Genomic DNA, 19594 nt, shown 5'->3' with positions numbered 1-19594 from the left:
GGGAAGCCTTGGGCTTCCCGTTTTTATTTGTCCCGAAAGACGCCCCACACCCTCTAGACTGCACACAAATCAAAACTGTAGGAGCGAGCCAGCTCGCGATCGTCCTGTCAGCCGAAGCATCACTGTCTGACACACCTCTATCGCGAGCAGGCTCACTCCTACAGGGTTTTGTATACATCAGTGAATCTCGTGAGATCAGATATGAAAAACGACAATCTGCGTGCCGACCGTGACGACCTGGATGACTTCATCCCCCGCGCCTCGGCCAAACGCGAAAAAAGCCTGGTTCTGCAAGTCGCCACCGGCGTATTTATCGGCGGACTGGCCCTGTGGCTGGTGCAACTGGCGGCGACCGCGGCTTACGCCAAACTGATGCTCGGCACCATTACTTTCGGCAGTTAAGCCAATTCGCTCGCGCGCTGGGTGGCGGCATCGTCATAGGCGACGTACAGCGATTCGGCGATCTGGCTTTTGATCGCCTTGGTGCTTTCAAGGCCCAGGACAAACCCTTCGGCCTTGCCGCCAGCGCGGTTCAATTCTTCAGCGGTACTGGCCTGAGTGATTGCGTCGAAAAGTTTTTCGGCGTGCGGGCCAACCCCTTTGGGCAGGCTGATCTGAGCGATGCTCATGCGAGCACCCCGCTGTTACGAGATTGGATGGCTGGGTGATTCATGGCCCGTACCTTTTCGGCGAATGGCCGGCAGCGCGTGTTACCACTTCCGGGCGGCCATGGTAGACCTCCGGCGCGGTTCTGGTAACCGCCAATCGCTGACAAACCACCGTCCGTCCCGAAGAAACAACTATTTTGACAACCGATGCTTGACTTCTCTTTTTGAATCAGTAACATACGCACCAATTCCGCAATAGCTCAGTTGGTAGAGCAAATGACTGTTAATCATTGGGTCCCTGGTTCGAGTCCAGGTTGTGGAGCCAAATAGCAAAGCCCCTGAATCGAAAGATTCAGGGGCTTTTTTGTGGGCGCTCGAAAAGATCAAAAGATCGCAGCCTTCGGCAGCTCCTAGAAGTTCAGCGTTCATCCGCAGAATCGGCGGAGTATGAGATCTGTGTAGGAGCTGCCGAAGGCTGCGATCTTTTGATCTCGGAATGAAAAAGGGCCGATCTGTAAAAAACAGATCGGCCCTTTTCTATTCAGAGGCAGCCGTCAGACATGCTCACTGCTTTTCACCTGCACCTTCGGCGCACCGTGCCCATGATCGTGATCATCCGGCTCGATGACCGGCACTTCCTTGCCATCGCAGTCATGCAGCTTGCCGTCGCTGAAGTAATCGCCTTCACGCAGCGCCGCCAGATCACGATAACGCAGGGTCCGCTCCTCCGCCGCGGCAAACACCGACTGCTGATCCGAGTTGCCGGCGGTAAAGTGGTTGAACGCCAGGTTGAGCAAAATCGCCATGATCGCCGACGAGCTGATGCCCGAATGGAAAATGGTCGCGAACCAGCTCGGGAAGTGATCGTAAAAATTCGGTGCGGCAATCGGGATCATGCCGAAACCGATCGAGGTGGCAACGATGATCAGGTTGACGTTGTTGCGGTAATCAACCTTGGAAAGGGTCCGAATACCGCTCGCTGCCACCGTGCCGAACAGCACGATACCGGCACCACCGAGCACCGAAGTCGGCACCGCCGCGATCACCCGGCCCATGAACGGCAGCAGGCCGAGAATCACCAGGAACAGACCGCCGGTGGCGACTACAAAGCGACTTTTGATTCCGGTCACCGCCACTAACCCAACGTTCTGGGCAAAGGCACTTTGGGTGAACGAACCGAAGATCGGCGCAAACATACTCGACAGCATGTCCGCACGCAGACCATTGCCCAGCCGTTTTGAGTCAACCTTGGTGCCGATGATTTCACCGACGGCCAAAATGTCCGCCGAGGTTTCCACCAGCGTCACCATGACCACGATGCACATCGACAGGATCGCGGCGAAGTGGAACGTCGGCATGCCGAAGTGAAACGGCGTCGGGAAGCCAAACATCGGGCCGGTCGTGACGCTGGAGAAATCCGCCATGCCAAGGAACACCGCCAGCACCGTACCGATCACCATGGCCAACAGGATCGACAGACGCGAGATGGTCGAGCTGCCGACCTTGCTCAGCAGCAACACCAACACCAGCGTAACCGCCGCCAGGCCGATGTTCTGCATGCTGCCGAAGTCCGGCGCATGGCTGTTGCCGCCCATGGCCCAGCGTGCGGCCACCGGCATCAGCGTCAGACCGATGGTGGTGATGACGATGCCGGTCACCAGGGGCGGGAAGAACTTGGTAATTCGCGAAAACACCGGGGTAATCAACAACCCGATCAGCGAGGCCGCTATCACCGCGCCAAGCACTGACTGGAAACCGCCCTCCCCGCCACTGCTGACGATCGCCACCATGGTCGCAACGCCGGAGAACGACACACCCTGCACCAGCGGCAATTGACAGCCAAAAAACGGTAGACCCAGGGTTTGCAGCAGTGTCGCCAGCCCCCCCGCAAACAATGAAGCAGCAATCAACAAACCAATGTCTGCCGGCGACAGCCCGGCCGCCTGGCCGATGATCAGAGGCACCGCGACGATACCGCCATACATGGTCAGAACATGTTGCAGGCCGTAAGCCATATTCGCGCCGACCCCGAGATTTTCGTCCTCGGGCCGTTGGTGTGAAACATGGGGCGTTTTCATGGTTGGGGGGTTCCCTGGTTTTTGTTATGCGCACACTGTATTCAATACTCGTGACAAATGTCCATAGAGTTGTATACAACTTGTCAGTCACATAATGGATAGGTAGCCACCCAACCTTCTATCCCGCTGCTTGCATGCCCCACAAATCCGGCAACACATGTGCTACTTCCCCGGCTTTTTCTCCCACTAGGCTGAAGTGTTCACGGCGACCGACGGCGTGGTCGCGCTCTTTTTTATACATATAAAGTATGCATAATTGAGTCATTCGACATTCAGTACGACAAAAGCAAGAACGCAGCCAACAAACTCAAGCACAGAGGCGCGAGCCTCGCCGAGACCGAAGCGGTTTTTCACGACGAACGAGCGCTGACGATTGAAGACAACGACCGTGAGGAACAACGCTGGATCACTCTCGGCCTCGACGCCAAAGGACGTTTACTGGTGGTTGCGTACAGTTACCGCGAAGCGAATGTCATACGAATCATTTCTGCGCGTGTCGCCACACCGAGCGAACGTTGCGAGTATTTTCTGGAGGCTTGACCGATGAAAGACGAATACGACTTCTCTCAGGGCAAACGTGGTGCAGTGGTGTCCACCAAGGGCAAAACCCGCATCACCATCATGCTCGACGATGCGGTTATCGAGGCCGCGCGCACCGTGGCGGAAAACGAAGGGTTTGGTTATCAGACGGTGATCAATAACACCCTTCGCCATGCCTTGCTCAATGGCGCAGAGAGTCAGGGCCAGACCGAGTCTGACCACGGAGGGCAGTTCAAGAAAGGTATTACCGCCGCCGACCTCAAGAGTCTTGAGAAAAAACTGTCGGCAGCGGTTGGGGAAATTCGTCGGGTACTGGAACCGGAGGCGAAGCCTTAGCCGTCAGGCTGGCGCAATCGTCCGCGCCAGGGCATCGCGCACTTGGGGCTGCTCGGGCAAGTGCAGATCGAACTCCTGTTCCAGCAACTCAATCAGTTGAGCAACGTCGGTCACTTCGCGCCTTTCGCTGTCTGCGCCCATGCGATGGATCGCGAAACTGCCATTGTTCAACGTCTTGCGCCAGCCATCACCCGTGCGCGCAACCATGAGCCGGTTGGCGAACGGTGACTCGGGATGAGTCGAGACGTACCAGTTGCCGATGGTGAAATCGATGTCTTCCTGGCGTTGCAGATCAAACAGGTACATCGACCGCCATTCCCCGGCAACGTTGGCGCGCAGCATGTAGCCATCAGCCTGTTTTTCGATGCGATAAGGCTCGTGCGGGGTGACCTGGTCGTCTTCGGTGTCGAGGATCAACGGTGCGGTCGGCACCATGCCGCCGAAGCCGACATCCGTGATGTAGCGCACGCCGTCCAGGGTCACCAGCGTCAGGCGATGGGTGCGCGCGGTCCAGGTGCCTTCGGGCTGATTCATGACTACCCGCCCACTGATCGCGCGAGCGTCGAAACCCAGCTCTAGCAGCAGGTTAAAAAACAGATTATTGAGCTCGTAGCAGTAACCGCCACGGCCATCGTGCAGGACTTTCTGTTCAATCGAGGGCAAATCGATCAGCACCGGCGCCCCCGTAATCGTCGCCAGGTTTTCGAAAGGAAAGACACCGGTGTGACGCAACTGCAGCTGACGCAGGGTTTCCAGCGTCGGCGCCGGCGCCGGCGGTGCATTGAAACCCAGGCGTTGCAGGTACAGCTTCAAATACGTCAGGCGTGGCTCGCTCATTGCTCAGTCCTTATGCATGGGCCGCAGGTCACTGCGTTGATGGTCGCCATGTATACGGGATCAGGCACTGATTTCGACAATTGATTTCACCAATCGCCTCTAGCGCTTCTTGCGTGAACCGATGCGAATCCACGTCGGCGCATGGTCGCTGGCGTGCGGTTCGTTACGCACCCAGGCGTCTACACCGGCCTCGTGCAGATAACTACTCAGCGCCGGGTTGAGCAGCAGATGGTCGATGCGTAAACCCGAGTTGGTTTGCCAGTGGTTGCGAAAATAATCCCAGAAGGTGTAGAGGCGATCATCCGGGTAGAGATGCCGCAGCGAATCGGTCCAGCCCTGGTCAAGCAAGCGCTGGTAACACTCGCGACTCTCGGGCTGCAGCAACGCATCCTTGAGCCATGAGCGGGTGTTGTAGATGTCCATGTCCGTGGGCACGACGTTGTAGTCGCCGGCCAGCACCACGGGGTGATCGCTGCTTTGCAGATCCTTCGCGTAACTGATCAGCCGCTCGAACCAGGCCAGTTTGTAATCGAACTTCGGTCCCGGTTGCGGGTTGCCGTTGGGCAAGTAAAGGCAACCAACCAACACGCCATGCACCGCGGCTTCCAGATACCGACTGTGCTTGTCTTCGGGATCGCCCGGCAAGCCTCGGCGGCTTTCCAGCGGTTGTGCATCGCGGGCGAGAATCGCCACGCCGTTCCAGGCGGCCTGGCCCTGCCAGATTGCGCCATAACCGGCTGCTTCCAGTTCGGCGGCGGGAAACGCGCTATCGAGCGATTTCAGCTCTTGCAGGCAAACAATATCCGGTTGCTCGCGCTGGAGCCAATCAAGCAGGTTGGGCAAACGTGCGCGCAGGCCGTTGACGTTGAAGGTGGCGATCCGCAGGTTTTTCATCGTCCAGGCTCCTGCCGGTAGGGATAAAAATAGTGACCCTGCGGCCACTGCACTGGTTGCATCGGATCGTCTCGCTACGGCGTAATAGGCGTTCGTCACTCGCCCGCACTGCCGAGACCCGAATCCCATGCAAACCATGCTCGAAGGCCCGCGCATTGTCCTGCGCCCGCTTCATTACAGCGACGCCGCTGCCCTGCTCCACGCTGCCGCCGACGGCGAGTTGTGGAACCTGACCGTCACCGTCGTACCCTCGGCAAGCACCGTCGACAGTTACCTGAAAAAAGCCATTGATGGCCGTGAGGCCGGGACGGTGATGCCGTTTGTCATCGTGCTGAAGGACAGCGGTGAAGTGATCGGTTCTACCCGTTTCTGGAAGATCGACCCGCTCAACCGCAAACTGGAAATCGGCAGCAGCTGGATCTCGGCGAGCTGGCAGAAGTCCTTCGTCAACACTGAAGCCAAGTACCTGATGCTGCGTCACGCCTTCGAAGTGCTGAACTGCGTGCGCGTGCAGTTCACCACCGACGAGAACAACCAGAAATCACGCCACGCGATCCTGCGCCTAGGGGCGCAGCAGGAAGGCATCGTGCGCCACGAACGGATCATGCCGGACGGGCGCAAGCGCAACTCGGTGCGCTTCAGCATCATCGACGACGAGTGGCCGCAAGTGCGCTTGCACCTGGAACAGAAACTCGCCAGCTACGAGTAACGCAGGATCACTCAGGCGCGATTGCGCAGCCACTGCAAAAAGCCTTTCTTCGGCACGACCACCGGCTCGTCCTGAGTCAGGGCCTGAGCTTTGTGCAGGCGGTAATCAAGCAAGGTTTTCATCGCATCGCTGATATCGTGACGGGCATCCAGGCACGGTTTCAGATAAGTCTTTTCGATGCGGTACAAGCCACAGAATGTCTTTGCGGTGAATGCGGCGGGCACCGACGAATCGGAAAGAATCCCAGCCTCGCCAATCACTTCACCCGGCCCCATGCGTCCGGACTCGAACGGTGTGCCATGGCGCGTCAGAGTCACCGTGACCACGCCGGACTCAATGATGAACAGGTGATCGCTGACCTCCCCTGCCCCCAGAATCTGCTCGCCGGCGCGGAAGGTTTGCAGGGCCATGTTCTGGCTGAAGGTGTCTTTCTCTTCCTGACGCAAGGTCGAGAAAATCGGCGAGCTGTCGAGCAATGCCCGTGGCCGCGAGAGATTGCCCGCGACGACAGGTTCGACGCTCGACAGCAGATTGACCCCGGATGCCTGCAAGTGCCGATATGCCAGATCGAACAGCTGATTGCGTACCACACGCTTTTCGCCCATCGACGCGACGAAACCACTGATCTCGTATTCCGCACCGCTGCCACCAGAACTTTTCAACGCCACACTCGGCGCCGGCGTTTCCAGTAATTGCCGGCAGCCTTGCATCGCCCGCTCCAGCGCATCAATCACCGAATTGGGTCGCGCATGCGGGCTGACCTGCACGCTGACCGAGACGCCGAACATGTTGCTCGGCCGACTGAAGTTGATGATCTTGGCCTTGGCCGCCAGCGAATTGGGAATCACCGCCATGCTGCCCTGACTGGTTTGCAGGCGTGTGGCGCGCCAGTCGATATCGGTGACCCGGCCTTCCGTGCCATCGATGGAGATCCAGTCATCCAGTTGATAGGGTTTGGTGGTGTTGAGGACGATCCCGGAAAACACGTCGCTCAATGTGCTCTGCAAGGCCAGACCGACGATGATCGCCAAAGCGCCGGAGGTCGCCAGCACGCCTTTGACCGGCAGATCCAGCACGTAGGCCAGCGCCGCAATGATTGCGATCAGGAAAATCACCGCACCCAGCAAATCCTGCAGCAGCCGCCCGGTGTGGCCGACCCGCTGCATCATCACTGCGCCGATCAACACCGTCAGGGTGCGTGCGCCGAACAGCCACCAACCAATCTGCAAACCGGTCGCCGCCAGATGCAGCGGCACATTATCGGCCCATGGCGCGGGCTCCATCGGGTTGAGGCCTTCGTTGAACAGCAGAATGCTGAACAAGGTAAAAATCAGCACCCGCACCAACAGTTTCCACTCACTGCCACGGGAACTGATCAGACGCCACAGGCCGAGATCCAGCAGGATCAGGGCAAACGCGCAAAACAACGGGTGTTCGCTCAGCAGAGACAGCATCAAACAACTCCGACGGGGGCCAATCGCGAGAAGATCGCACAGATTGGGCAAGTGTAGGAGCAATTGATTTCAGAGAACGAACACCCGCCAAAAAACGCCACAAAACCCAATGCAGGAGCTGCCGCAGGCCGCGATCTTTTGACGTTGATTTTTAAAGGTCAAGATCAAAGGATCGCAGCCTGCTGCAGCTCCTACAGCGGTTAGTGTCAGGCATGCATCCGGCCAAACCGACCGGACTGGAAGTCGGCGAAGGCCTGGTGGATTTCCTGCTCGGTGTTCATCACGAACGGGCCGTGGCCAACGATCGGTTCGTCAATGGGTTCACCGCTGAGCAGCAGCACCACCGCATCCTGGTTCGCTTCGAGGGTCAGTTGCTGGCCATCGCGCTCGAACAGTGCCAACTGCCCTTCACGCGCGACTTCGTCACCGTTGATCTGCACCGTCCCTTTCAACACCACCAGCGCAGTATTGCGACCTTCATGCAGATCCAGTGTCAGCAACTTGCCGGCGTTCAGGCGCAGATCCCACACATCAATCGGTGTGAAGGTGCGCGAGGGCCCCATGTGACCGTCGAACTCACCGGCGATCAGACGCAAGCTGCCGGCGTCGTCCTTGAGTGCAATGCTCGGGATATCGCTGTCGAGAATCGTCTGATAACCCGGCGCGGCCATTTTGTCCTTCGCTGGAAGGTTGACCCACAACTGGACCATTTCCAGTTTGCCGCCGGTTCTGGCGAAGTTTTCCGAATGAAACTCTTCGTGCAGGATTCCCGAAGCCGCGGTCATCCACTGCACATCGCCCGGGCCGATGGTGCCGCCACTGCCCGTGGAATCACGGTGCTGCACTTCGCCGTCATAGACAATCGTGACGGTTTCAAAACCCCGGTGTGGATGCTGACCCACACCGCGCCGTTCAGTGGTCGGGGTGAATTCGGCAGGCCCGGCGTGATCGAGCAAAAGGAACGGGCTGATGTGTTTGCCCAGGTTGTCGTAGGAAAACAGTGTGCGCACCGGGAAACCATCGCCGACCCAATGCCCACGCGGGCTGGTGTAGATACCGATGATGTTTTTCATGGAGAGCTCCAAATTGATGAGTGACGCAATGGATTGATCTTAAATCCATGATGATTAATGCACTAGACGGCAAAAATCAGCCTCATCGTTCTATATGGAGAACAATGAACGTTGGTATGAGACGCTACAGAAGATTCGTGACTAACGGTCAACAGTGCTTTGCCCCACCAACGGTTTTTCTCACGGATGCAGACGCGGATACTTCTGCCCATTCCCACTGCAACGCTGGAGTCCTCAATGTCTGTCCCCGCTTTCGGTCTTGGTACGTTTCGCCTGCAAGGCCAGGTGGTCATCGATTCGGTGAGCACCGCCCTTGAGCTCGGCTACCGGGTCATCGATACCGCACAGATCTACGAAAACGAAGCCGATGTCGGCGCGGCGATCGCCGCCAGTGGTATCCCTCGCGAAGAACTGTTCATTACCAGCAAAATCTGGGTCGCCAACTTCGGCAAGGACCGCTTGATCGACAGCCTCAAGGAAAGTCTGGAGAAACTACAAACCGACTACCTCGACCTGACATTGATTCACTGGCCGTCGCCGGAAGATCAAGTGCCGGTCGAAGAGTTCATGGGCGCGTTGCTGGAAGCCAAACGCCTGGGCCTGACCCGGCAGATCGGCATTTCCAACTTCACCATCGACCTGATGAAACAGGCGATTGCTACGGTCGGCGCCGACAACATCGCGACCAACCAGATCGAGCTGCATCCTTACCTGCAAAATCGCAAAGTGGTCGAGTTCGCCCAGAGTCAGGGCATCCAGATCACTTCGTACATGACCCTGGCTTACGGCGAGGTGCTGAAGGATCCGCTGATCCAGCAGATTGCCGAACGTCTGCACGCCACCCCGGCGCAAGTCACCCTCGCCTGGGCCGTGCAATCGGGCTACGCGGTGATCCCGTCGTCGACCAAACGCGCCAACCTGCAAAGCAACCTCGGTGCCACGGCACTGACGCTGAGCGAAGCCGACATGGCGCAAATCGCCACGCTGGATCGCGGCCATCGTCTGACCAGCCCTAAAGGCATTGCGCCCATCTGGGATTGAAGGCTCAGTCTCGAAGACGTCGCGCGAGGCTTTGCATGGCCTCGCGCAATTGATTGAGTGCCATGATCACCGCGACGGCTTCGGCCTCGCGGCAAGCCTTTTCAAGGTCTGCGCATGCCGAAACCACGCGCGCGGCACCGACCATCTGCGCCCCCCCCTTGATGTGATGAGCCAGCTCGCGCAGCCCTCCACGGTCATGCTCATGCCCCAGATCGTCCAGTCGTTGCAGATCGAGATGCAGGTTGTTCAGCACTTCTTCGCGCAGGCGCTCGATCATCGATTGATCATTGCCGGCCATCTGCTCTAGCGTACTCAGGTCGATTTCTGTCAGAGTAATCTGCTCATTCGAGTCGACATCACTCTCGCAGGGGCTCGCGCCATTCAATGCCTGCTGCAGATCATGCAGGCGAATCGGTTTGAACAGACATTCATCCATGCCGGCGTCGAGGCAGCGACGTTTCTCCTCGATCTGCGCATTGGCGGTAAACCCGAGGATCAGGCAGGGTGGCCGGCCGCTCGCGACCTCTTCGTCACGGATGGTTCGTGCCAGTTCATAGCCATTGCGTCGCGGCATGTTGCAGTCGGTGATCACCACATCGAACAGCTGTGCACGCCAACGCTCCAGCCCTGCATGGCCGTCCTCGGTGTCGACCGTACGATGCCCGAGCTCACTCAACTGCCAGCACAGCAACAAACGGTTGACCGGATGATCGTCCACCACCAGAACGCTCAGTGAGCACGCAGTCGCAGCCGACGTTTCAGCGGTGGCAGGCTTTTGTAGGAGCGCGTCCAAGAGAGGCAACTCAAGACTGACTGTAACTTGCGTCCCGCGACCAGGCTCACTGTCGAGGCGCACCGCGCCGCCCATCATTTCGCACAGACTGCGACTGATCACCAGGCCCAGTCCGGAACCGCTGCGCGCCGATTGCGCGTGATTGCTCGCCTGCACGAACGGACTGAACAGCCGTTGCCGATCCTGCGCACTGATGCCGATCCCGCTGTCTTCGATAACCACTTTCACGGCCAGTCGCTCGGCCGACAAGGGCGTCACACCAAGGCGCAGACTCACTTCGCCGTTTTCGGTGAACTTGATCGCGTTGCTCAGCAGATTCGACAGCACCTGCTTGAAGCGCGTCGGATCAATCAATACATCGACGTCGCTGTGTGCATCGAGTTCGATGTGCCACAGCAAGCGTTTCTGCCGCGCCAGCCCCTCGAATACCCGGCAGACCGATACCACCAGTTCCCGCAGGTTGGCCCGTTCGGGCGCCAGCGACAAATGCCCGGTTTCAATACGCGCGATGTCGAGAATGTCGCCGATCAGGGCGAGCAGTTGTTGCCCGGCGTTGGACGCCACCTGAATCGCCAGGCGATCGGTCACACCCTCCTCAGCGCGTTTCAAGGCCAGCTCAAGCATGCCGATCAGCGCGTTCATCGGTGTGCGGATTTCATGGCTCATGGTCGCCAGAAACGTGGTCTTGGCGCGATTGGCGTCGTCCGCCGTCTCTTTGGCTTGCTGCAATTGCTGCAACCATTGCTGCCGCTGGCGGATCTGCCGACGCTGAAAACCGATCCACCCCAGCGCCAGCACCAGCAAGCCCGCCGCACCGGCGAAGCCAAAGAAAATCTCGCGACGATGACGCAGCCAGTAGCTGTCCTCCAGCACCACATCATGGCTCCAGCGCTCAACCAGTTCGTCCATCTGTTGCGGGGCAATGCTCAGCAGTGCCTTGTTCAGGATCGAATGCAGCATGAGCGCCTGCGGCGCTGTGGCCAGTGCGATGCGGGCCGGTTGATCGCCGACCGTGCTGGCGATGCGCAGACGCTCGCGGTAATGCCGGGCAAGCAGGTAACGAGCCACCACCAACGAACTCACAGCGGCATCAGCCTGCCCCATGGCGACCAACGCCATACCTTCGGCGGGGCTCTTGACTTCGATGAAGCGCAATCGAGGTACGCGCTCCTGCAGGTAACCACGCAACGGATGGCCGCGATAAATCGCCAAGCGTTTCCCCTCCAGATCATCCAGATTGCGCGGACTCTGCGCCGTTAATGCACTGACCAGCACAAACGGATTGTTCAGGTAGGCCCGGGTGAATTGCAGTTCGGTTTCACGTTCGCTGCTGGGCGTCACCACCGGCAGCACGTCCAGTTCACCCGCCTTCAGTTGCTCGATCTGACGATCCAGCGAAACCCCGCGCACGATCTCGAAGTTCAGCCCGCTGCGCTGGCTGATCAAGTTCAGCAGTTGCGCCGAAAGCCCGCTGAAGCGGCCATCGGCATCAAAAAAAGTCAGTGGCGCGAAATCTCCAATGCCGCCGACCCGCACCACAGGATGTTGATCCAGCCATTGCAACTCGGCGGCACTGAGTTGCACCCGGGACTGTCCGGCCATATCGGCAACACCGGCACTCCAGCGCTGCTCGATACGTTGTCGACGCTCCATGGGAATGGCCAGCAACGCCTTGTCGATGATGCGTTTGAGGCGCACATCGCTGCGCAACAACGCAAAGCCGAACGGATTGGCATCCAGCCCTGACGGCCCGGCCAATTGCAGGTCGTTGCGATAATTGGTGTTGATCAAGTAATTGGCACTGATGAAGTCGCCCAGATAAACATCATCAGTGCCGAACGCCACTGCGCCGAGCGCATCCATCGCCGAAGAGTAACGTTGCACGCTCGCCTCGGGGTAGAACGCCTGCACACTCGCCAGCGGCAGATAGTCCTCGACCATGGCGACGCGTTTGCCTGCCAGGTCCACCGGCAAGGTTTCGTCGAGGCGGCTCACCAGCATCGGCTGATCCTCGGCATAGGCACGGGACAGGATGAGTGCCGGGTCGGCCAACTCAAAACTGTTGGACGTGCCCAGCAGATCTAGCTCGCCGCGTTTAAGCGCAGCCATCACTGCATCCCGGTCGGCAAAGCGCCGGACTTCGATCCGGAGACCGAGCAACTGGGCGAGCAGATCAGCGTAGTCGGCCGTGAGCCCTTCCAGTTCATGATGATTGCGGGTGATTTCGAACGGTGGGTAATCCGGCCCGGAAATGCCCATGCGCAACACTGCGTGTTGACGCAACCATTGGCGGTCCGGTTCGTCCAGGCGAACCTGAATATCCTCCGGCCCGGCGCGGGTCAGCACTTGCAGCACTTGCGGCGCATCTGTTGCCCCGCAGGTGGCCACAACGCTCAGCCACAGCCAGCACACCCGCCCTGCAAGGCTCATGTTTGCTCGCTCAGATCAAATGATTGCGCTTGGCGAAGTCGCGCAAGTGCACCGCTGAACTCACCCCGAGTTTCTTCATCAACCGGGTCTTGTAGGTACTGATGGTCTTGTGGCTAAGGTGCATGTCCTCGGCAATCGCCTTGTTGGCCTTGCCCTGCCCCAGTTGTACGAAAATGCTCAGCTCACGATCAGAGAGTTGATCGATCATCTGTTTTTCCGTGGACTGCACTGCATTCAACACGCTGACGTTATCCGGCAGCGCGCAAAAATAGGTGTAACCCGACATCACCGCTTGAATGGCCTTATGCAGTTGTTGCAACTGATTGGTTTTGGTCACGTAGCCCATTGCCCCGGCGCGCAAACAGCGTTCCTGATAAAACAATGGGTCATGGGAACTGAACACAAGGACTCGGCAATCTAGGTCGTTGGCCCTTATCCGCACCAGCACATCCAGCCCATCAAGTGCCGGCAAATGCAGGTCGAGTATCACCAGACGGGGTTTGTGCTCGCGGATCAACGCCAGCACCTCATTACCATTGGAGGCTTCGTAGATTGCCTTGAATCCTTCGGCTTGCAGCACGATGCGAATGGCAGCGCGCACCACTGGATGATCGTCGACGATCAGCGCTGACTTCATGAGCACTCCCGGTGCAGTAGTTAACGATGACCGCCGGTATGGGCTGATCCAGATTCAGTGGCTGCGCAGAGACTGTTACACGGAACGGCAAATGAAGCACCTGTCAGGTCTGACAGTTGCGATAAACGTTTTTCTATGCGTAAGCCCGGCGCTGCACGGGCTGTTGCTGCTGCAACTGGGGAACGTCGACGATCGACATCAAGTGCCTGATCGCCTGCGCATTGGGCAACGCCGCATGACTGATCTGCACGTTTTCCTGGGCGAAGCCTGAAACCACTTGCAGCGGCGCCGAGGGTTCGTTGTAAATCAGCGCATGATGCACCTGCGGGTTATCGAGGAAGAACTCCGGCAGATCCAGTGAGCCTGCCGCCAGTTCTGCGTTGATGACCACCACATCGAACGGTTCACAGCCGTAGTCCACCAGCGTCAGCAGCTCGACAAGACTTTGTACCGGGGCAACGCGGTAGTAGTCGAGGCCGTTGAACAGGCGTTCGATTTTCATCCGGTGAAAATGCTGGGGGTCGGCGATCAGGATACGCAGGGCTTTGTTGATCATGCTCAATCTCCTGGTGGTCAAGTTTTGGGTGCGGCAAGACTACGCAAGCGCTACGACAGCTGATGTAGGACTATTCCTAAAAACCTGGTGATTCATCCGAGAACTGCCGATGACTGCGTTGGTGCAGCCAGTGCAACAAATCGCTTCCGGCCATCGGTCTTGCATACCAGTAGCCCTGCCCCTGCATACAGCCCAACGCCAATAACTCATGACGCTGCGCATCGGTCTCGATGCCTTCGATCACCACTGTCATGCCGAGGGTTTCGCCAAGCGCCAGAGTACTGGCGATCGCCGCACGACAACGGGGTTCGCGCTCAAGGTTGCGAATGAAGTCAGCGTCGAGTTTGATCTCGTTGAACGGCAACTGACACAGGCGTTGCAGCGAAGAGAACCCGGCGCCGAAGTCGTCGATCGACAAGCGGCAGCCCATCATGCGCAGACGCACCAGGCTTTCCAGACTGGTGGCAGGCGCTTCGAGCAAACCGCTTTCGGTCAGTTCGAAGGTCAGGCCGGAGCCGGGGGCGGCATGACTGGCCAATAGCCCCCTGATGGTTGCCGTCAAATCGCTGTTGGCGAGTTGAGAGGCGTGGAGATTGAGCGCCATGTTCAACACGAAGCCTTGCGCCTTTGCGTTGCGCTGCAACGTCAGCACCTCATCTACTTGGCAAAACAGCAACTCGTCGAGCAAGCCGCAGCGCTCCAGCACAGGCATGAACACCGCAGGAGAAATGATCCCCTGCGTCGGGTGCTGCCAGCGACACAGGACTTCCACACCACAGACCTCACCGGTCTGCAGATTGAATTTTGGTTGATACCAGGACTGTAACTGCCGCTCAGCCAATGCCTCGCGCACCGCTTCTTCGCTCGCCAGTGTGCTTGCGCTGATCGGTGACTGCTGGCTGACCGGTCTGGCAAGGGCCTTTTTCAACAAATCGTGCAACACCTGCGCATGCAGCGGTTTGCCCACATCGCCCAACAGCTCGAGTCCGAGCAGCGTCACCATTTGATGCACCGCCCGACGCAGATCCGCCGACAACGAGCTGCTGATGATGACCGACTTGACCTGCCCCGACGCGCCCACTCGCTGCAAAAACTCCAGACCGTCCATGCCCTCCATTTGCAAGTCGCACAAGGCAATATCCACCTGCCCGACGGTCTCCAGCACCGCCAGTGCCTGAGCGCCGTCACTGGCCTCGAACACCTCTTGGCATCCCAGTGCCTGGAGCATGCTCACCGCGACGGAACGCTGGAAAGTATGATCTTCTAAAACCAGGACACGGAGCGGCAAAGTAGGCATGGCGATCGACTCATCTCTTGAGGGGCAAGATAATTTTCAGGAATCAGAGGATTAAACACCCTAGGAAAACTCCCAAAATGTGTAGGGAATTTCCTAAGCACTAAGAGACACCAGCACGGCGTCCAGGGACTGCCGGTCGGGCGTCCGAATCAGGTTCAATTGACGTTGCTGGCTGGCATAAATCGTCTCTGCCTTCAGCTGCCCTCGGCGTGCGTCATGGATCACTCCGTGGCGGATATGGGGGTTGCGGAGGAAGAATCGCACCGGATCAATCCCCGTCACCGCTAACAGTTCGCCGTTGATGATCATCAATTCAAAGCCTTCGAAAGGGTCGTGCGAGTAATGAGTCAAGCCCAGCAACTCCCGAAAGGAGTGCGCGGCTGTGAGCCTGCGGCAACCCAGTTCCTTGAGAGACTTCTCGATTCTGCTACGCCGATACGGCTGGTCTTCGGCGATCAGGATTCGCCAGCATTTATAGGGCATGAGGTTTCAACAATGGCGTGAAGATCAGAGCATGAGGCTCGGTACAGGTCACGCTAACCAAATGGCTCGACGATCTATGTAAGAAAGTTCTGAAAAGCGATCCGGTTACATCCGAAATCCCACAACAAAGCCGCGTCGGGACTACCCGACGCGGCCTTTTTTCTTACCAAAGATAGCGATAACCCAGGCTCACACCGAATGGCTGCTCGATACCGTTGCCCTTGGCGTATTCGACATCCATGGAAATCTTGCTTTTCTCCGTGACTTGCAGCACGCCACCGAACCCGACTTCCACACGGCTACCCGGCAATTTGGCATCAAATTTATTGCCGTTGACGGTGACCTTGCTGCTGCCCGCGTGCTCGGTAATGTAGGAAGCTTTGACGTATGGCTGAGCTTTCATGCCGTTGCTCAGTTCCAGACTGCGACCAAAGAGCGAACCGACCCGACTTTGCAACGAGTCGAGATTATCGGTCTTGACCCGCAGACCATTGCTGGCCGTATAGCTCGCGCCCTGAGTCTGGGAGGCCGTGAGTTCCACCTGCGGCTCAACGAACCAGCCATCTTTGAGCACAATGCGTTTACCGATCTCGATGTCCGCACCGACACCGTTAGTGCTGTAGGAACCTTTTACCGATTCGCCCAGATTGCTCGGGGTTTTGATGTCGTTGTCGAAGCGGCTGTACTTCAACACGCTGTCCACATAGACGCCGTTGTCGTTCAGGTAGGTGGCATAGATGCCGAACATGCGGCTGTCGATCTCACCCGAGGCGCCCTCGCCGAAATCCAGATCCGAACGGGCCGTGCCGACCATTGCACCGACATAGACTTTGCCGCTGTCGACCGCGAATGCCTTGTCGGCACCAATTTCCAGGCCACTGACGTCCTGGGTGTAAGCACGGCTGGAATGTTCGCTGACATCGAAGCGCTTGCCGATGGCACGCGTCCAGATCCCACCGTCGTCCTGTCCCATACGCAATTCGCCCAGACGTTTGACCAGCGCATTCATTTGCGCACTCCACAGGCTGGCGCCTGCCGTGTGCGCGGCGATGGCGGCGTTAGTACCCTTTGAGAGGTTTTCGGGTCGTGGGTTGACCGGAGTCGGCGGCGTCACCGGATCGACCGGTTTAGCTGGATCTACAGGTGTCACCGGATCGACTGGTGTTACTGGATCGACGGGCGTCACCGGATCGACGGGAATGCTGCCGCCACTGGCCAGCACCCAGTCATCCCCCTGTTGCTGCAAGGTGTAGCGGAATGCACCGGCATCGACATGGCCACCGTAGAGTCCAAATTTCGCACTGCCGCCCTGGGTGTCCACCAGCACCAGACGTCCGTCCATAGCTGCGGGCTCATGACCGGAGTCCCCCACGATCAACGTATGATCGCCGCTCGCCAGCCCCGCGCCTTGCACCACCAGCAAATCGCTTTGCTGGGAGGCGATATCGGTGTTCATCAGGATGTTGCCGCTACCGGACAACGCATTGACGGTGAATGTCTTGAAGCTGCCATCGGTACTTGGCACAAACGCGACACTGCCGCCATTGAGCGTCAGGGAGTCAACGGTTTTCACGCCGTTTTCCATGACATTAACGGTACCGCCTGCCTCCGCGACCAGCCCGTTGGCCTGTGCGCCCTGGTACAGGTTGATCCGTCCGCCATTGCTCACGGTGCTGTTGTTGGCCGTGGCGGTGTCATAGACACTCTGCAAGCCGCCGTCGATGCGCGTATTGGTTGCCACCACGCCGCCGAGCATGCCTCTTTGCAGACTCTGCTCTGCGCCACCGTTGATCTGGGTATCTAGTGCCACGCCCTGATTGATCACCACCTGCAGGCCGCCATTATTGATGACGGTGTCAGCAGCGGTGCCCACCAAAGTGACGGTTTGCACGCCGTTCTGATTGATCACTGTCCGGTTGGCCCGCCCCGTCGGGTTTTGCACGGTCTGTGCGCCACCGTTCAAAATCGTGTCGTTGGCCACGCCAGCGATGCCCACCGCCTGTGAGCCACCGGCATTAACGATGCTGCGGTTGGCGATACCACTCTGAACGCTCTGGCTTCCGTTGACAGTGGCGTCATTCGACACACCGTTCTGAAAAACCGTCTGCGCCCCGGTAACTTCGATCAACGTGTTGTTGGCCGTACCGTTGGTGCCGATATTCTGCGTGCCACCGACCACGGTTTCACCATCGACTACAGCACCGTTGTTAACGGTTGATGTGAACGCGTTCGCCTGTGCCGGCAGCAACAGGAAGATGGCCAGGGCAAGGGGTGAAAGCGTCAGTACAGGGTTCTGTTTGGAGTTAATCGTCTTCATGTTCAGTACCTCATGCTTACTGCCGGGTCGACAGTGGAAATGCCTATGGCATAGGGGCTGAGCAACGACTAATGGAGGCCGGCGGCTCAGTTGAGGTCTGTAATTTAGAGATCGAAGAGAAGTTTCTGAGTAGGAAATTTCCCTACGTTTGTAGGAAATTTCCGAAACAAATGAGCGGTATCACAAGCATTCGTCTAGCGAAAATGCATCGTTTGCAGCAAACCCGCTCTCCTCGCGGGAGAGCGGGCAGCCAGTTTTACTGACGCAATCAGTGGCGCGCGCCCACCACCTCGGCCCCATTCGACAGGATCACTTCGACCCGCCGATTGTGCTGGCGTCCTGCCGCGCTACTGTTATCGGCCACCGGAAATGCCTCGCCAAAACCCTCGGTGACGATACGCCGACGATCCACCCCCAATTGCGCCAGCGCACTGGCCACAGAGGCCGCGCGGCGCTCGGACAGCAACTGATTGGCGGCGTCGTTGCCGACGTTATCGGTAAAACCCTCCACCCGCACCTTGCGCTCCGGGTTACTGGCCAGGAAGTCGGCCAGTTGCTGGAACTGACGCTGGCTGCCGTACTTCAAATCAGCCTTGCCGGTGTCGAACAGCACGTCACCGAAGGTCACCACCTCCCCCTGATCAGTCTTCTTGGCTTTCAGTGCTTGCAGGGCCTTGAGCTGCTGGGTACGGACATCGAGCTGCACCTGAGTGCGTTCGGCATCGATTTTCTTCAGGCCAACCTCCGCTTGGCGACCCACAATGGTCTGTTCGGCCAGAGCAATTTTCTGGCTGGCCAGATAGGCCAACTGATCAACATCCGGGGCCTGACGATCCTTGAGGGAAGCCTGATCGGCCTTGTTCAGCGCAGTGAACGCTTCCTTGGTTTCGATCGCCGCGAGGGTGTTTGACTCGGCTTTTTGTTGCAACGCGGCAAATTGCGCACGGGCTTGTAGCAATTGCGGGTTTTCCGGCGGTGTGGCGCAACCGGCGAGCATCAGGGCAAACAGGGAAACGGCTGGCAGTAGTTTGAAAGTCTGCATGGGGCTTTTCCTTATTGAGCGCTGGCAGGCGGATTGAAACCGGTAACCGGGTCTTGCAGCATTTCCTGCTTGAGCACCTGGATGCCGCTGCGGGCATCCGTCAATTGCTTCTGCCACTTCACCGCACGCGCCTTGCGTTCGGCCAGGTTGGCGTCAGCTTCGATCTGCTCGGCCAGCACTTTGGCTTGCGGGTAATTTTTCTCGCCCAGGGCGCGCTCCATCAGGAACATTTTGTCCTGCGCCGCCTTCATCTCCAGCGGTGCGTATTGGGTCGCATCTGCCGAAACGGCACGATTGACCGCCTCTTTTGACAGCGAAATCTGCTGCTCCGGAATCGGTGCGCTGGCACAGGCACTCAAGGCTGCCGCTACAACCAGCACGCTGACCGACAGTCGCGCGCGGGAAGACAGATGTTGAAGGTTCATCAACTGCTCCAAAAAATAAAAAATGGGGATGACACGCAGCGCGA

At 58.3% G+C, this 19594-nt stretch carries 19 protein-coding genes and 1 tRNA gene; 6 read left to right on the top strand and 14 right to left on the bottom strand.

The features are described 5' to 3' along the window. Positions 1-201: 201 nt before the first annotated feature. Positions 202-402, top strand: a complete 201-nt coding sequence (locus PSH79_RS09720) for a hypothetical protein (RefSeq protein ID WP_305442371.1) — start codon at positions 202-204, stop codon at positions 400-402. Here the strand turns inward: PSH79_RS09720 and PSH79_RS09715 are convergent. After that, a complete protein-coding gene (locus PSH79_RS09715) occupies positions 399-629 on the bottom strand; it encodes a hypothetical protein (RefSeq protein ID WP_180698902.1) in 231 nt (76 codons plus the stop codon). The genes PSH79_RS09720 and PSH79_RS09715 overlap by 4 nt on opposite strands. A gap of 228 nt (positions 630-857) precedes the next feature. Between PSH79_RS09715 and PSH79_RS09710 the strand changes: the two genes are divergently transcribed. Beyond that, a tRNA-Asn gene (locus PSH79_RS09710) sits at positions 858-933 on the top strand. Between the two features lie 229 nt (positions 934-1162). On the opposite strand, the gene PSH79_RS09705 is transcribed toward PSH79_RS09710, so the two are convergent. Then, entirely contained in the window at positions 1163-2686 is a 1524-nt protein-coding gene (locus PSH79_RS09705) for a nucleobase:cation symporter-2 family protein (RefSeq protein ID WP_305442370.1), read from the bottom strand. A gap of 255 nt (positions 2687-2941) precedes the next feature. On the opposite strand from PSH79_RS09705, the gene PSH79_RS09700 reads away from it, so the two are divergent. Next, positions 2942-3226: a BrnT family toxin gene (locus PSH79_RS09700; protein ID WP_305443902.1), complete on the top strand. Its 285-nt coding sequence runs from the start codon at positions 2942-2944 to the stop codon at positions 3224-3226. A gap of 3 nt (positions 3227-3229) precedes the next feature. Continuing rightward, on the top strand, positions 3230-3562 hold the full coding sequence (locus tag PSH79_RS09695; protein WP_100845471.1) for a BrnA antitoxin family protein: 333 nt from the start codon (positions 3230-3232) through the stop codon (positions 3560-3562). Positions 3563-3565: 3 nt separating this feature from the next. On the opposite strand, the gene PSH79_RS09690 is transcribed toward PSH79_RS09695, so the two are convergent. Together PSH79_RS09690 and xth are read right to left on the bottom strand one after the other, a co-directional pair. Beyond that, the gene (locus tag PSH79_RS09690; RefSeq protein ID WP_305442369.1) at positions 3566-4399 is read right to left on the bottom strand and encodes an arylamine N-acetyltransferase; all 834 of its coding nucleotides are present in this window, start codon (positions 4397-4399) and stop codon (positions 3566-3568) included. Between the two features lie 99 nt (positions 4400-4498). Beyond that, positions 4499-5293 carry an exodeoxyribonuclease III gene (gene xth, locus PSH79_RS09685; RefSeq protein ID WP_305442368.1) on the bottom strand — a complete coding sequence of 265 codons (795 nt, stop codon included), beginning with the start codon at positions 5291-5293 and terminating at the stop codon, positions 4499-4501. Positions 5294-5420: 127 nt separating this feature from the next. Between xth and PSH79_RS09680 the strand changes: the two genes are divergently transcribed. Next, positions 5421-6002: a GNAT family N-acetyltransferase gene (locus PSH79_RS09680; protein ID WP_305442367.1), complete on the top strand. Its 582-nt coding sequence runs from the start codon at positions 5421-5423 to the stop codon at positions 6000-6002. 11 nt (positions 6003-6013) lie between these two features. Here the strand turns inward: PSH79_RS09680 and PSH79_RS09675 are convergent, their stop codons facing one another. Together PSH79_RS09675 and PSH79_RS09670 are read right to left on the bottom strand one after the other, a co-directional pair. After that, complete coding sequence (locus PSH79_RS09675; protein ID WP_305442366.1) at positions 6014-7456, bottom strand: mechanosensitive ion channel family protein; 1443 nt, start codon at positions 7454-7456, stop codon at positions 6014-6016. A 206-nt stretch (positions 7457-7662) separates the two neighbouring features. Continuing rightward, entirely contained in the window at positions 7663-8529 is an 867-nt protein-coding gene (locus PSH79_RS09670) for a pirin family protein (protein ID WP_305442365.1), read from the bottom strand. A gap of 237 nt (positions 8530-8766) precedes the next feature. On the opposite strand from PSH79_RS09670, the gene dkgB reads away from it, so the two are divergent. Further along, positions 8767-9570, top strand: a complete 804-nt coding sequence (dkgB, locus tag PSH79_RS09665; protein ID WP_305442364.1) for a 2,5-didehydrogluconate reductase DkgB — start codon at positions 8767-8769, stop codon at positions 9568-9570. A gap of 4 nt (positions 9571-9574) precedes the next feature. Here the strand turns inward: dkgB and PSH79_RS09660 are convergent, their stop codons facing one another. From PSH79_RS09660 to PSH79_RS09625, 8 genes are all read right to left on the bottom strand, one after another. Continuing rightward, positions 9575-12793: a transporter substrate-binding domain-containing protein gene (locus PSH79_RS09660; RefSeq protein WP_305442363.1), complete on the bottom strand. Its 3219-nt coding sequence runs from the start codon at positions 12791-12793 to the stop codon at positions 9575-9577. A 10-nt stretch (positions 12794-12803) separates the two neighbouring features. Beyond that, complete coding sequence (locus tag PSH79_RS09655; protein WP_305442362.1) at positions 12804-13430, bottom strand: response regulator transcription factor; 627 nt, start codon at positions 13428-13430, stop codon at positions 12804-12806. 133 nt (positions 13431-13563) lie between these two features. After that, a complete protein-coding gene (locus PSH79_RS09650) occupies positions 13564-13986 on the bottom strand; it encodes a chemotaxis protein CheY (protein ID WP_305442361.1) in 423 nt (140 codons plus the stop codon). A 76-nt stretch (positions 13987-14062) separates the two neighbouring features. Beyond that, positions 14063-15214 carry an EAL domain-containing protein gene (locus PSH79_RS09645; RefSeq protein ID WP_370872613.1) on the bottom strand — a complete coding sequence of 384 codons (1152 nt, stop codon included), beginning with the start codon at positions 15212-15214 and terminating at the stop codon, positions 14063-14065. Between the two features lie 162 nt (positions 15215-15376). Continuing rightward, positions 15377-15766, bottom strand: a complete 390-nt coding sequence (locus PSH79_RS09640; RefSeq protein ID WP_305442359.1) for a hypothetical protein — start codon at positions 15764-15766, stop codon at positions 15377-15379. Positions 15767-15929: 163 nt separating this feature from the next. After that, positions 15930-18083, bottom strand: coding sequence for an autotransporter outer membrane beta-barrel domain-containing protein (locus PSH79_RS09635; RefSeq protein WP_305442358.1), 2154 nt, complete (start codon positions 18081-18083; stop codon positions 15930-15932). 268 nt (positions 18084-18351) lie between these two features. Then, positions 18352-19125 carry an OmpA family protein gene (locus tag PSH79_RS09630; protein WP_305442357.1) on the bottom strand — a complete coding sequence of 258 codons (774 nt, stop codon included), beginning with the start codon at positions 19123-19125 and terminating at the stop codon, positions 18352-18354. Positions 19126-19136: 11 nt separating this feature from the next. Beyond that, a complete protein-coding gene (locus PSH79_RS09625; RefSeq protein WP_221732932.1) occupies positions 19137-19550 on the bottom strand; it encodes a DUF4398 domain-containing protein in 414 nt (137 codons plus the stop codon). Positions 19551-19594 lie beyond the last annotated feature (44 nt).

It is taken from the genome of Pseudomonas sp. FP2196 (genome assembly GCF_030687715.1).
In the GTDB taxonomy this organism is placed as follows: Bacteria; Pseudomonadota; Gammaproteobacteria; order Pseudomonadales; family Pseudomonadaceae; genus Aquipseudomonas.
The sequence above is the reverse complement of the archived record's forward strand: the minus strand, read 5'-3'. Positions and strand labels throughout refer to the sequence as shown.